Origin of the sequence: Streptomyces sp. NPDC094143 (assembly GCF_040303825.1) — a bacterium.
Lineage (GTDB): Bacteria > Actinomycetota > Actinomycetes > Streptomycetales > Streptomycetaceae > Streptomyces.
Genome location: NZ_JBEOTZ010000003.1, coordinates 32,450 through 45,907 on the forward strand (window position 1 = coordinate 32,450; position 13,458 = coordinate 45,907).

10 protein-coding genes and 1 tRNA gene are annotated in these 13,458 nt (G+C 72.5%); 4 read left to right on the forward strand and 7 right to left on the reverse strand.

Annotated elements, in window-relative coordinates:
• Positions 1 to 447: 447 nt before the first annotated feature.
• The 4 genes from ABTZ58_RS04875 to ABTZ58_RS04890 form a co-directional block, all read right to left on the reverse strand.
• Positions 448 to 1,854, reverse strand: a complete 1,407-nt coding sequence (locus tag ABTZ58_RS04875) for a Cys-Gln thioester bond-forming surface protein (RefSeq protein ID WP_351350466.1) — start codon at positions 1,852 to 1,854, stop codon at positions 448 to 450.
• A gap of 275 nt (positions 1,855 to 2,129) precedes the next feature.
• Positions 2,130 to 2,606, reverse strand: coding sequence for a single-stranded DNA-binding protein (locus ABTZ58_RS04880; protein ID WP_351350468.1), 477 nt, complete (start codon positions 2,604 to 2,606; stop codon positions 2,130 to 2,132).
• A 202-nt stretch (positions 2,607 to 2,808) separates the two neighbouring features.
• Positions 2,809 to 4,629 carry a YfjP family GTPase gene (locus ABTZ58_RS04885; RefSeq protein ID WP_351350470.1) on the reverse strand — a complete coding sequence of 607 codons (1,821 nt, stop codon included), beginning with the start codon at positions 4,627 to 4,629 and terminating at the stop codon, positions 2,809 to 2,811.
• A 3-nt stretch (positions 4,630 to 4,632) separates the two neighbouring features.
• On the reverse strand, positions 4,633 to 6,240 hold the full coding sequence (locus ABTZ58_RS04890) for a dynamin family protein (RefSeq protein WP_351350472.1): 1,608 nt from the start codon (positions 6,238 to 6,240) through the stop codon (positions 4,633 to 4,635).
• Between the two features lie 321 nt (positions 6,241 to 6,561).
• On the opposite strand from ABTZ58_RS04890, the gene ABTZ58_RS04895 reads away from it, so the two are divergent.
• Together ABTZ58_RS04895 and ABTZ58_RS04900 are read left to right on the forward strand one after the other, a co-directional pair.
• Positions 6,562 to 6,637: transfer RNA gene (locus ABTZ58_RS04895), tRNA-Arg, on the forward strand.
• A gap of 524 nt (positions 6,638 to 7,161) precedes the next feature.
• Positions 7,162 to 8,127: a D-2-hydroxyacid dehydrogenase family protein gene (locus tag ABTZ58_RS04900; RefSeq protein WP_351350474.1), complete on the forward strand. Its 966-nt coding sequence runs from the start codon at positions 7,162 to 7,164 to the stop codon at positions 8,125 to 8,127.
• A 324-nt stretch (positions 8,128 to 8,451) separates the two neighbouring features.
• Here ABTZ58_RS04900 and ABTZ58_RS04905 read toward each other — a convergent pair whose 3' ends face one another.
• The 3 genes from ABTZ58_RS04905 to ABTZ58_RS04915 all read right to left on the reverse strand — a co-directional run bounded on the left by ABTZ58_RS04905 (position 8,452) and on the right by ABTZ58_RS04915 (position 10,293).
• On the reverse strand, positions 8,452 to 9,318 hold the full coding sequence (locus ABTZ58_RS04905; RefSeq protein ID WP_351350476.1) for a tyrosinase family protein: 867 nt from the start codon (positions 9,316 to 9,318) through the stop codon (positions 8,452 to 8,454).
• Positions 9,302 to 9,709 (reverse strand): tyrosinase family oxidase copper chaperone, encoded by a 408-nt coding sequence (locus tag ABTZ58_RS04910; protein WP_502996008.1) that lies wholly within the window; start codon positions 9,707 to 9,709, stop codon positions 9,302 to 9,304. Before ABTZ58_RS04910 ends, ABTZ58_RS04905 begins: the two co-directional genes overlap by 17 nt.
• Before the next feature lie 302 nt (positions 9,710 to 10,011).
• The gene (locus tag ABTZ58_RS04915; RefSeq protein ID WP_351350480.1) at positions 10,012 to 10,293 is read right to left on the reverse strand and encodes a hypothetical protein; all 282 of its coding nucleotides are present in this window, start codon (positions 10,291 to 10,293) and stop codon (positions 10,012 to 10,014) included.
• A gap of 482 nt (positions 10,294 to 10,775) precedes the next feature.
• On the opposite strand from ABTZ58_RS04915, the gene ABTZ58_RS04920 reads away from it, so the two are divergent.
• Positions 10,776 to 11,987 (forward strand): glycosyltransferase, encoded by a 1,212-nt coding sequence (locus tag ABTZ58_RS04920; RefSeq protein WP_351350482.1) that lies wholly within the window; start codon positions 10,776 to 10,778, stop codon positions 11,985 to 11,987.
• Entirely contained in the window at positions 11,984 to 13,456 is a 1,473-nt protein-coding gene (locus ABTZ58_RS04925) for an exopolysaccharide biosynthesis polyprenyl glycosylphosphotransferase (protein ID WP_351350484.1), read from the forward strand. Before ABTZ58_RS04920 ends, ABTZ58_RS04925 begins: the two co-directional genes overlap by 4 nt.
• The last annotated feature ends 2 nt before the right edge of the window (positions 13,457 to 13,458 follow it).

Genomic DNA, 13,458 nt, shown 5'->3' on the forward strand with positions numbered 1-13,458 from the left:
ACGCCTACGGCGCCGCACCGGCCGGCGACCCCGTCGGCGGGACGTGCCCCGTTCGTGATCTTCGCCGTGATGCTGCTCCACTGCGCGGGCGTCCACCTGCTCGTGCAGATCCCCTCCGGTCCCCTGGGGACGAGGCTGGGCCTCCGCCACGGTGGCTGGACCAGCTACGCCGCGGCCATGGCGACCGCGAGAGTCCTCACCGTCCTGGTCCTGCCGGTGGCCCTGCGGGGGTGCCGGGCAGCTCCCGCACCTGCGGGCCGACTTCATGGCGTTGCTCACTCGGACTGGCGGGCTGTGTGTGGACGGTCCGGCGATCGCGAGAGGAGAGGTCGAGGACGACGTGAGGCGGGACGGGTGTCCCTTCTCGGATCCGCGCCGCCGGCCGGCGCACGGCACCGGAGTCTCCCGAATCGGCAGGGTGCGGAACCGTGAGTCGTGCGCCCCGGGTCAGTCCCCCGCCGTCGTCTCCCTGCGCCGCAGCACGATCAGCGTCGCCCCGCCGATCACGACCAGGCCGATGGCGATGCCGCCGATCAGGGGCGTCAGACCCGAGCCGCCGGTCTCGGCGAGGTTGCTGTCCGTGGCGGAGCCCTGCACGGCCGGGCTCGGTTCGGTCAGGGTCTGCGTGCTGGTGTCCGGCTCGGCGCCCTGGACCTGGCAGTCCAGCAGGCCCGTGAAGCGCTGGGTGAGACCGCCGGGCCCGTGGACGGTGAAGTCGTAGGCCTGATCCTCCTGGAGCGGCACCGTGATCGTCCTGGTCTCGCCGGGCGCGATCGTGTGCTCCAAGCCCACCAGGTCGAACGTGAACGGCTCGTCGCCCTTGTTGGCCGCGGTGACGTCGACACCGCCCTCAGCGCAGTTCTTCACCGCCGACAGGGCCGGTATCGCGCCCTCCTTCGCCCAGCTCGCCCCCGCCGTCGCCGACACCGTCGACTCGCTGGAACCGGCCAGGATCTGCGTCTGGCTGCGGCTCTCCGAGGCGAAGGCGCGACCCACCGGCACGGTCGTCGAGGCCTGCACGGTCAGTTCCGCCGAGCCGGCCACCGCGTCCTCGGGCACCTCGAAGAACACCTGCCCGCCGTCGGACGCCGACGTGACCTCCTCGCCACGCCGGTCGACGATGCGCACCCCGGTCGTGGCGGCGTCCGCGGGCGGGGTGAGCGTCGCGGCACCGGCGTTGGTGCGCACCGTCACCGGGCCGATCCGCTCGCCCGGCCGGCCGGAGACGGCCGGCGGGTCGAGGGTCAGCGAGGCCTGGGGCTCGGGCAGGGCGCGGGCGTTCTTCTGCAGGTAGTCGGCGAGCTGCTCGGCCTGGGGGTCGAGCGCGTCGACGGCCACGTCGTCCGAGTAGCGCCAGATCGCCACCTGCGTGCCGGCCGCCGCGTCCTGCTCGGTCAGCGCGCCACGGACCCCGGCCTTCCGGGCCAGTGCCGCGAGGTCGTTGACCTGCGGGTAGGAGTTCTGCAGGATCCAGCGGATCCTGCCGGCGTCCCGGTTGACCCCCAGGGACGTCCCGCTCCAGGGCGTCTCGTGGTACTTGGCGTCCCGCTGGGTGGGGTTGTGCAGGTCGACGCAGTACGTCTGCAGCGTGCCGCCGCCCTCGACGGACATCTCGAACAGGCCCGCCGAGACCTGCTGTTCGCCGGTGGCGCCCTGTATGACGGCGGTGCCGTACGTCTTGAGCCCGGCTATCGTCGCGGTCGCTCCGCCCTGGCTGCGCGTCGTCTCGTCGGCGGCCGCCGGGCCGGCACCGGCCAGCGCGCCCGCGGCGACGAGGCCGGTCACCAGCGTCGTGGCGGCGAAGCGGGCCGCCCCTCGCCTGCGTGCGAACACCGCCGACACCGAAGCAAACACCACATCTCCTTCGAGCGGGACCTGTGACGTGGGGGGACGGTCCCACCTGCAGATTTCGAAAGCCTCTATGGCCCCAGGAGCCTCAAGAGCCATTCCGGCATCCTAGGGAGGCTGCGGAGCCCGCCCGCCGGTCAGACGGTCCGATGAGTATTCCGACTCGGAATCGTTATCGCCGAGACCCCTGGTGAGCAGGGCTTATCGACTTGTCCGCCCTGGTCGTTCGGGTGCGGACCCGTCGATAAGCCGCAGTTCGGACGGAGCGGCGGTGACTGACGTCACGTCAAGAGCGCTGCCTCGTCAGCCCGTTGCGGGACGGCCTCCCGGGAATCGCCCGAACCGTCCGGCGGTGTCTCCCAGTTGGGTTCCGGCCGGGGCGGTGGCGCCGTCGCCTCCTGCTTGCCTCCGCGCCGGAAGGCGGAGGTGCCCCAGGCCAGGTCATGGCCGATCGCGACCGCGTCGATGTCCGCCGAGGTCCAGCTCTGCCCCTCGCGCACATCGGTGCGCACCTTGAGCCTGCCCTGCACGATCACCGGCTCGCCCACCGTCAGCGACGCCGCCGTGTTCGTGGCGAGCTGGCGGTTGGCCCACACCGTGAAGAAGTTGGTGTGCCCGTCCGTCCACGTGTTCTTCTCGCGGTCCCAGTAGCGCGCGGTCACCGCCAGCCGGAACCTCGCCGACGGCCCGGACGCCATCTCCCGGTACACCGGCTGCGTCGCCACCCTGCCGACCGCGCACACCATCGTCTCGTTCATCGCGTACCCCTCCCTCGCCCGGCTCCGACTCCGGGCCGGCACACCTACGGGCCCGCCCCGTACGGCTGTGTCCCCCAGACTGCCGCCGCCGGGCCCGGCCCGCTGAACGCTGTGGACCGCCCTCTCACCTGTGAATAACTCCGTCACCCGCACGGGTGACGCGGAGCGGCATCAGAGGAGGGGCGGGCTCCCCGCCGGGGCCTCAGGCCCCGACCACCCTCCCGTACTGTTCCCGCACCTCCTGGTACCGCAGCAGCTCCGCCGCCACCGGATCCAGCACCCGCGCCCTGCCGCACCCGGCCGCCGCCTCCCGCAAGCGCCGCTCGGCCTCCAGGCCGTAGCGCCGGCCCGGGCCGCGGGCCGCCATCTTGCAGCTCCACTCGATGAGCGGGCCGCCGACGATGCCGACCACCATCAGCAGCACCGGCACGCCCAGGTTCGACGCCATGATCCCGACGATCTGGCCCAGCAGCCACAGCCCGCCGGCGAACTGCAGGATCGTCATCGATGCCTGGGCCAGCACGGCCACCGGCCACCACCCCGGCCGCGGTGGCCGCCCGGAGGGCACGCCCGCGCGCACGGACAGTTCGTCCAGCGCCTCGGGCAGTCCCTGCGCGCCGCGGGCGGCCGCCTCGCGCACCGCCTGGGCCCACGGCGCGGGCAGTCCGGCCGAGGCCCGGTCGGCCACCGTGCGCACGGCCTGCTCGACCCGCTGCCGCGCGGTGGCCTCCTCGTCGGCCTGCGTGCGGGAGGTGATCCGGCCGGTGGCGGGTTCGCCACGGTCCTGGTACCAGCGCCACAGCCGCAGCCAGGGCGTGCCGCAGGCGCGGTTGGCGTTGCGCAACCAGGCCCGTTCGGCCGCCTCGCCCGCGGCGGTGGCCCCGACCGCGTCCGCGAGCCGGTCGGCGAACTCCTCCCTGGCCTGTTCGCTGAGCCCGGTCCGCCGCCGGGTGGCGTAGACGGGCCACAGCCGGGCCGCCGCGATGTCCACGTCGGCCGCGATGCGCCGGGCCGGTGCGCCGCGCTCGGAGACGAACTGGCCGAGTGCCTCGCGCAGTTCGCCGACGCCGTCCCCGGTGAGCGCGGAGAGCGCGAGGACGGTCGTACCGGGCTCCCCGTACTCCCCGAGGGCGATGCCGTCCTCGTCGAGGAGCCGCCGCAGGTCGTCCAGGACCTGCTCGGCGGCCTCCCCGGGCAGTCGGTCGATCTGGTTGAGGACGACGAACATGACCTCGGCGTGTGCCGCCATCGGCCGCAGGTACCGCTCGTGCAGGACGGCGTCGGCGTATTTCTCCGGGTCGACGACCCAGATGACCGCGTCGACGAGCGCCAGGATGCGGTCGACGTGCTCGCGGTGCTGTACGGCGGCGGAGTCGTGGTCGGGCAGGTCGATCAGGACGAGTCCGCGCAGCGGCGACTCGCCGTCCCCGGCGGGCAGCGGCCGACGGCGCAGCCGGGGCGGGATGCCGAGCCGTTCGATGAGGCTCGCGGCCCCGTCGCTCCAACTGCACGCGATGGGCGCGGCGGTGGTGGGACGACGTACTCCCGTCTCCGAGATGGCCACCCCGGCGAGCGCGTTGAACAGCTGTGACTTGCCACTGCCGGTGGCGCCCGCGATGGCGACGACGGTGTGCTGACCGGACAGTCTGCGCCGGGCGGACGCCTCGTCGAGGACCCGGCCGGCCTCGGACAGGGTCCGGCTGTCGAGCCGGGTACGGGAGAGGCCGACGAGCTCGCGCAGGGCCTCCAGCCGGGAGCGCAGCGGTCCGTCGTAGACGAGCGGGGTGACCGTCGCCGGGGCGGCGGAGCGGCTGTCCAGCGCGGGGAACGCGGGCCCTTCGGGGCTCTCGGTGACCCGGCGGGCGATGAGTCCGTCGTCCCAGGACTCAGGGGAGCCCGTACGGGCCGCGCGCTCGCCCGGCGCGGTGCCCGGGGCCGGGCTTCCGGCGCCGCGTGCCCGGTTCGCCTCGCCGTCCGGCTGATCGGCGTGCTCGGTGGGGTCCTGGTCAGTGATGGCGGTCACCGGTCACCTCTCCTTCTGCAGTACGGACAGTGCGGCGATGAGTTCGGCCTGCGGTTCGGGATGGACGTCGAGGGCGTCGAGGGGGGCGAGCCGGCGCTCGCGTTCGGCGTGCAGGACCCGGTCGACGTGCTCGGCGAGCAGCCGTCCGGCCCGGTCGCGCAGCCGCAGCGCGCCGTGGGCGCCGATGCGTTCGGCGAGCCCCTCGCCGGCCGTCCGGCCCCGGCGGCCGCCGAGCAGGGAGGTGGCGACCAGGGCGGCGACCACCTCAGGATCCGGTGCGAGGGCACGGTCCAGTTCGCGCACCTCGTCCTCGGCGTGTTCCTCCAGCTCGCGCCGCCAGCGCCGGACGGCGAGCCCGATCCGGTGCTCGACGCTGTCCGCCGCGGGTTCGCGCGCGGCGAGTTCCGGGGCTGCCGAGGCGGGTTCGCGCCGCCAGGCGTCGTCCACGCGCTCGTCGGCGGCGGTGACGGCGCACAGCAGCAGCGCGCTCAGGCTCTCCACCAGCGCGTCGAGGAGTTCGCCGGCGGTGCAGTCCAGGGGGAAGGCACGCCACCGCTTGAGCGCGTCACCGGCGAGCACGGCCCCGGCCTGCAACCGGCCCCGCACGCGCGCTCGCTCGCTGTCGTACGCCGACTCGACGGCGGAGGTGAGGCGCAGCGCGGCGGCGTACTGCGCGGCGGCGGCACCGGCCAGCTCGGGCATCCGGGAGGAGAGGGAGTCGAGGACGCCGTACGCCGTACGGGCCAGGACCTGCCGCCGGGCCGCGGGGTCCTGGGCCTGGTGCAGGAGCCAGTTGCGCAGCTGGGCGACGGCGGAGGCCGGCAGCAGACCCCCTCCCCAGGCTGACTCGGGCAGTTCGGGCACGGTGAAGCGCGGCACCTCGCCGAGCCCGGCCTTGGTGAGCAAGGCCCCGTACTGCCGCGACACCTCGTTGACCACCTGGTGCGGCACCCGGTCGAGCACGGTCACGAGGGTGACGTCGTACTCCTTGGCGGTGCGCAGCATGTGCCAGGGGACGGCGTCGGCGTAGCGGGCGGCTGTGGTGACCATCACCCAGATGTCTGCGGCGCAGATGAGTTCGGCGGCCAGAACACGGTTGTCGGCCACCAGGGAGTCGATGTCGGGAGCGTCGAGCAGGGCGAGGCCGGGGGGCAGGGTCTCGACGGTCTCGACGCGCAGCACGCGCGCCGGGTTCTCGCCCGGGAGCAGCAGGTCGTCCATGGCGTCCTGCTGGGGCACCCACACGCGGGTGAGGTCGGGCAGCACGCGCATCCCGCTGAACCAGTGCTGGTCCTCCGGATGGCAGACCAGCACCGGGGTCCGGGTCGTCGGCCGCAACACGCCCGCCTCGCTGACGCGCCGCCCCACGAGGGAGTTCACCAGGGTGGACTTGCCGGCCCCGGTGGAGCCGCCGACGACGGCCAGAAGTGGCGCTTCGGGGTCCCTCAGCCGGGGCACCAAGTAGTCGTCGAGCTGCGCGAGGAGTTCGTCGCGGTTGGCACGCGCGCGTGGGGCCCCGGCCAGGGGCAGCGGGAAGCGTGCGGCGGCGACACGGTCGCGCAGGGCGGAGAGTGCGTCGAGCAGCTGAGGCCGTACGTCCAAGGTCACCACATGTGAAGAATGCCCAATTTTAGGGGAATTCGGAAGCATATGAGCATGCCTGCGCGCCGATAGGACACAAGGGGCGGAAGGGACGACTGGGACGCGGGCACAGTCCAGGCATAACGAGTGCACAACACCCGATGCGTCAGGCGCCAAAAGCGATGCACGATTCGTACCTGCCTGCGATTATCAGGACCGCTTCACCGAACCTCCACATCGAGCCACGGAGGTGAAGCAACAGGGACGAGGACGCGGGAGCCCTATCCTTGTCCCCGGCAACGTCACGGATCGGCCCACACCCGGGCACCCAGACAGAGGCCACCACACCCGGCCCCCGTAGCTCAGTGGATAGAGCAGGCGCCTTCTAAGCGCTTGGCCGCAGGTTCGAGTCCTGCCGGGGGCGCCACCTCCTACCAGTAAAAACGTCCCAGAGGGGATCTCCCCTCCAGGGCGTTTCGTGTCTCTGACGGCAACGCTGACGGCAACGACCCCGTCACTCGCCGGACAGCAGGTCTCCCAGCTCGTCCAGAGCGGCCCGGTTCTCCGTCATGGCGGCGTGCGCGCAGATGTTCATGGTCACGTTCAGGGCGCTGTGCCCGGACGATGTACGGCGGGCTCCTCAGGCCCGGCAGCAGGGACACGCAGGTGGGGCGCAGGTCAGGGAAGCGGACGTCCAGACCGAGCCGTTCGGGGGACGGATGGAAGTGCCGGTTCAGGTTCCTGTCGCGACGGGCACCCTCGCGGGGCCGTCCGGCCCTGCGGAGCGCCACGGCCGCACCGAAGGTCCCGGCCAGGGCTGTCTCCCCTGTCCACCCCCGTCCGCCCCCGCCCCTCGACCGCTCCCCTCCACGCTGCCAGCAGCCTTCCCACCGCCCCGTACATCCGCGATCATGGTCCGTGGAAGCGGATCAGGCTGTGAAGAGGTGTGCCGTGCGGTTGCGCTGTGCTGTGCTGGACGACTTCCAGAAGGTGGCGACCGAGGTCGCCGACTGGTCGGTGGTCGCGGACGACGTGGAGGTCGTGTCCTTCGACCGGCACATCGACGGCGAGGGCGCCCTGGCCGCGGTCCTGGCCGACTTCGACATCGTGGTGACCCTGCGCGAGCGCGTGCCGTTCCCCGGGTCGCTGATCGCCAGGCTGCCCCGGCTGAAATTGATCGTCGCCTCCGGCATGCGGAACTCGGTCATCGACTACGCGGCCGCCGAGGCGCACGGCGTCACAGTGTGCGGTACGGCCAGTTCCTCCACCCCGCCCGTCGAGCTGACCTGGGCGCTGCTGCTGGGCCTCGCCCGCGGCATCGTCGAGGAGAGCGGCGCCCTGCGCTCCGGCGGCCCATGGCAGAGCACGGTCGGCGCCGACCTGTACGGACGGCGTCTCGGGCTGCTCGGCCTGGGGAAGATCGGCAGCCGCGTCGCCCAGGTCGGCCTCGCCTTCGGCATGGAAGTCCACGCCTGGAGCCAGAACCTGACCCGTGAGCGCGCCGACGAGGCCGGCGTGGAACTCGCTCCCTCCAAGGAAGACCTTCTCGAAAACAGCGACTTCGTCTCGGTCCACCTCGCGCTGAGCGACCGCACCCGCGGCCTGCTCGGCCCCGCCGAACTCGCCCTCCTGAAGCCGACCACGTACCTGGTCAACACCTCACGCGCGGCCATCGTCGACCAGGACGCCCTGCTCGCCGCACTGTACGAGGGCCGGATCGCCGGCGCCGGCCTCGACGTCTTCGACATCGAACCCCTGCCCGCCGACCACCCGATGCGCAGGGCTCCCCGCCTCCTCGCCACGCCGCACCTCGGTTACGTCTCCCGCGCCAATTACGCGACGTACTACGGCCAGGCGGTGGACAACATCCGCGCCTACCTGGCCGGTTCGCCTGTGCGACTCCTCTCGGCAGGCTAGGCGTACCGACCCACGGGCTTGTCGACGCGGCTGATCGGTGGGGGTCCGCCGCGTACGGTGTGGCAGCGGTGGCAGGGGCGAGCCGGGCCCGGCGGTTGGGGCCGTTCCGGACCAGGAGGTGTGCGCGGTCGAGGCGGGCAGGAGCCGGGCCGATGCGGGCCGGGTCCCGGGCCCGTGCCCGGTCCGCGGGCGCAGACGTGGGCCTCGACCGCGGCGGGCGTCCGGTGCGGTGTCGTGCGACCAGGGACGTCGTCCGAATCGTCCAAGGACCGCGGGATGGTCAGGCACTGTCATTCGGAGTCGGGCTGATCTCGAGCGAAAGCCCTAGGCGTACCGGTAGATCCGGCTGTGGTCCTCCAGTTCGCCGGGTGTCACGTCCCACGGCGGCAACTTCTCCTGCCGTGCGACGACCCGGCCGCGTTGGGCGTCGCCCCGGGCGAGCGGCTTCGCCGGGAGATAGCGTGCGCCCCGGTGCCTGCGCTGCCAGCGGGACCAGAGGAGGTCGACGAAGGCGTGGTGCATCCAGAAGACGGGGTCGTTGACGGAGGCGCCGCCGACCATGTGGCCGCCGACCCAACGGTGGACCCGGTTGTGGGTGTGCCACGAAACGGCGCCCCGCCCTCGCCCCCACCCCTCCAGCTTGTTGCGGAACCCCTTGACGGACGTGGAGTCCCAGGGGGCCGTGTCGTAGACGGGGTCGTCGAGGGCCCGCTGCACGTCGTCGGCCGTGGGCAGAGCGATCGGGTCCCGTGAGCGGCCGAGGTCGCGCGTGAGGAACTCCGTTTTGGTGATTCCCACCTTGATCGTCCACTTGCCGTTGCGGTAGGCGAAGGGGCCGGTCATGACCTGCCGGTCGGACCGGCGCCCGGTGCCGCCGAGCAGGTCCTCGGTCCAAGGTACGGCCGTGGGGGTGCGGGTGCGCGTCCAGTCCCAGTACGGCACGGTCACCGACTCGTCGACCCGGCGCAGCGCGGCCTCCAGGTCCAGCAGGAACCTGCGGTGCCAGGGCAGGAAGGAGGGTGCCATGTGGGCTGTCCGCAGTCTGCGTTCACCGTCGGAGACGTAGTACTCGATGTGCGTGCGCACGAACTCGTCGTACTCGCCGCGGCGTTTGACCTCGAGCAGCGCGTTGACGAACCGGCGCCGCTCGGACCGGGTGAAGGTGCTGACGTCCTTACGCGTGTACACCATGGTGATGCTCCCCCTCCATTCCCTTGCCTCCGCCCGCCGTACGGCAGTGCTCCGTGCCGCTGCCCCTGTCGTCCGGCGCGCCCAGTTGTTCGGTGGGGCCGAGTTCGTCGACGGCCGCGCGTGCGGCGGCGAGCGGGGTCGGATACGAGCAGTAGTGGTCGACCATGCTCAGCCAGCTCCCGTCCGCCCGCCGCATCAGATGCAGCGGCCGCCCGTCCACGGTGACGTGCCACGCGCCGGAGCCGTCGCCCCCGGCCCGCTCGTCGCCGTCCCTGACGCCGACGACACGGCGCCCGCGATACGTCTCGGCGAACCGCGCTTCCTCCGCTCCGGCCGGCCTCGACGCCACCAGGAACGGCGCGAACACCCCGCCGACCGCCGACGCGGACAACCCTCGCAGCACCCGCCGCCGTCCGGTGGCACGCGGGAGACCGGCGACGGCTGACGGGCGGTCGTCAGCGGACCCGGCCTCACCCTGTGCCGATGGACGCCGGAGTGGTCTGTCGGTTCGCAACGGTCTGTCTCCTCCTCGGCACAACAGGCACCTGACAGCCAAACGGCTGACACTCTCAGGGCCGATTCCGCACGCGACAGAATCGGCCCTGGGACGGTCATAGCGCCCACCACAAGTCCAGCAAAAAGCCCGGATGAAGGTCCGAGCGAAAGCCTGAGACGAAAGAGCGCCTGAACCGCTCAGACCTGCAGGGTACGGCCGTCCAGCAGCTGGCCCTTGCCCTTCTGGTTCAGGGTGTCCTTCGCGCCCTCGACGGCGTCGGGCAGGAGACCGCCCTTCCCCGTGCCGAGCCCCTTCGCCTGGTCCAGCAGCCTCAGGTCGGCCGGGTCCTTGGCGAGCGTGTTCACCACTCCGGTGACGTCGGGATTGATGTCCACCGCGTCCAGAGCGACGGCGGGAGCCGCGATGCCGGCCACGACCATCGAACCGGCAATGACAGCGGCAACCTTCAAAGACTTCATCGTGTTCCTTTCTTCGGCAACTGGAAAGTCACCAGGGGGAATTGCGTCATCGCCTCTAACGAGCCCCGGACGCCGTGGAAACCCTGTGCACAGAAAATTCCGGCACCCGCGAGCAATCTCACCCGAATGAAGGGCATGTCTTATCTGGGTTTCTCATCCTCTTATGAACGCGGGATCTTGCGCCTTGCGCAGATCGGGAGCGCATCGACTCCGACGGGGCGAACCCCTCCCCTGCCGGCAGGGCGGGAACCCGGCGTGAGGCAGGGGGATTTCGACACACCTACCCCTCTTGCCCGTTAAGGGAGAGAATCCGGGATAGAGTGATGTGTCCTGATTCAGTCAAGAGTTGATGTCCATCGCGAAAGGGCAACGCCGGTCATGCGTCCCGCCCGGAGTCTTTCCACTGCGACACGTACGTGGATCCATCTGTCCGACGGCCCGCCAGCGCGGGACGCCCGCCGTTCACGTCGTCCCGCACAGTGATGACCGTCCGGTCTTCAGGATCGTTGTGCGGAGCGACACGGGCGGCTACGCCACACGTCCTCCATGTGACCCAGCCGGTGGACGGCGGCGTCGCCCGAGTGGTCACCGAACTGGTGCGTGCGCAACGTGCGGCCGGTTTCGGCGTCACGGTCGCGTGCCCCGAGAGCGACCTCGCACAGACGCTGCGCGAACTCGGCACGAACGTACGGCACTGGACCGCCACGCGGGCACCGGGACGGTCGCTTACCCGTGAGGTGCGTCGGCTCGCGCGCGTCGTCGACGAGGTCCGGCCCGACGTGCTGCACGCGCACAGCGCCAAGGCCGGTCTCGCGGCCCGGCTTGCGGTACGGGGGCGCGTCCCGACGGTGTTCCAGCCGCACGCCTGGTCGTTCGAGGCGGTCGGCGGAGTCACGGCGGCGACCGCGGTGGCATGGGAGCGGTGGGGGGCACGGTGGGCCGCCCATGTGGTCTGTGTCAGCGAGGCGGAGCGGGAGCGAGGTGTGCGCGCCGGAGTGCGTGCCCACTGGCGGGTGATCCCCAACGGTGTCGACCCGGCGCGCTTCCATCCCATCCCGGTCACCACCGCACGAGCCGCCCTCGCGCCGCTCGCCGGCCTCGATCCGGCCGCTTTGCTGGTGGTCTGCGTAGGGCGGCTGTGCCGGCAGAAGGGACAGGATGTGCTGCTCGAGGCTTGGTCCTCGGTGGTGCGGCGGGTTCCCGAAGCCCGGCTGGCGCTCATCGGGGACGGGCCGGAGGAAGCACGACTGCGGCAGCGCGCGCCCGAGGGCGTCCTGTTCGCCGGGGCCGTGGCCGATGCCGTCCCCTGGTACCAGGCGGCCGACCTGGTGGTGCAGCCGTCGCGCTGGGAGGGCATGGCGCTGGCCCCGCTGGAGGCGATGGCGTGCGGGCGTGCCGTCCTGGTCACGGACGTGGTCGGAGCGCGCGAGAGCCTGCCTCCCGGCCACCGGGCGCACTGTCTGGTGCCCGCCGGCCGGCCGGGCCCGCTGGGCGACGCGCTCACCCGGGCTCTGCTCGATCCGCTGCTGCGGGAGTCGCTCGGCCATCAGGGGCGCCGCCACGTACTGACCGCGCACGACGTGCGGCACTCGGCCGAGGCGGTCGCGGCTCTCTACCGCGAACTCCTCGGCGCCGGGCCGGCGGTGACCCATCGCGCGGAACACACCGAGTGCAGGGAGTCCATCCGCTCGTGACCGCCGAACGTACCGTCGCTCCTCCCGGCAACCAGCCACCGGAGCACGAATTCCCACCCGTCTCGGTCCTTCCCCCACGCGGGACCTCCGACGGCTTGCGGCGCGCCGCAGTACAACGCCCCGCGGCGCGGCACGCCCCGAAACTGCCACTGCTCGCCGTGGACGCGACCGCCGCGCTCACCGCCGCTCCCGCGCTCCCGCATCCCCTGCTGACCGCGCCCCTGCTGCTCGCCGTCCTCTTCCTGAACGCACGGGCGGCGCTGTACCGCCCCGCCGCCGTGCCCGCCCTGCTGAGCGAAGTCCCCGCCCTGTGCGCCCGGATCACGGTGAGCTGGTGTGCGCTCGCGGCCCTGGTCGCGGCGCTCTCCCCGGCGCATGCCCTGTCCGTCCGTACGCTGCTGACCGGCTGCGCCCTGCAGGCGGCGGCGAGCTGCACGGGCCGCGGCATGGCGCACTGGCGCCGCCGCCGGACACTGGTCCGCCACCCCGCCGCGGCCCTCGTCGTCGGCCCCGCCGCCACAGCCCAGCGCGTGGCCGCCGCATTCCTGCGGCACCCCGTGTGTGGCCTCAGGCCGGTGGGCGTCCTCGCCGACGACCCGGCCGGCGGCGAGGGACTGCCGGTGCTCGGCACCGACGAGGAGGTGCACCGGGCCGTCATCCAGAATGGCGTGCGGGCCGTGCTCGTCGTGGGCCCGGTCGGCCAACGCGGCGCGCTGCTGCGGGCGTTGGCCGACTCGGGCTGCGCGTTGTGGGAGGTCGACGCGGACGCACCGGCGTACGACGGGGCGACGAGCACCGCGTATGACGAGGCCGGACGCGCGGTCCGCGGCCGGGTGCCGCGTGAACGGATCGCCGGCTTCTCCTGCCGCCGCCTGGAGGCGGGCCGGCACCGCGGTGGCCCCGCCAAGCGCGCGATCGACGTCCTGGTCTCCGGGACCCTGCTGCTGCTGGTCAGCCCGGTGCTGCTGGCGTGCGCGCTCGTGCTGCGGGTCAGCGACGGGCCGGGCGTCGTCTTCCGTCAGGAGCGCGTCGGCAGGGACGGCCGCCCCTTCACGCTGCTGAAGTTCCGCACCCACCGCCCGTCCGACGCACACGAGGCCGCCACCCGCTGGAGCGTGGCGGGCGAGCGGGACATGAGCCGCTTCTGCCGTTTCCTGCGCCGCAGTTCGCTCGACGAGCTGCCCCAGTTGTGGAACGTCTTCCGGGGCGACATGTCCCTGGTCGGGCCGCGCCCCGAACGCCCTTACTTCGTCGCCGCGTTCAGCGAGACCTACCCTGGTTACGCCGCCCGCCACCGTGTGCGGACCGGCATCACCGGGCTCGCTCAGATCCACGGGCTGCGCGGCGACACCTCCATCGAGGACCGCGCCCGGTTCGACAACGCGTACATCGACGACTGGTCGCTGTGGCAGGACACGTGCATCCTGCTGCGCACGGCCGCCGCGCTGGTCCGCGGGACGGGGAGCTGAAG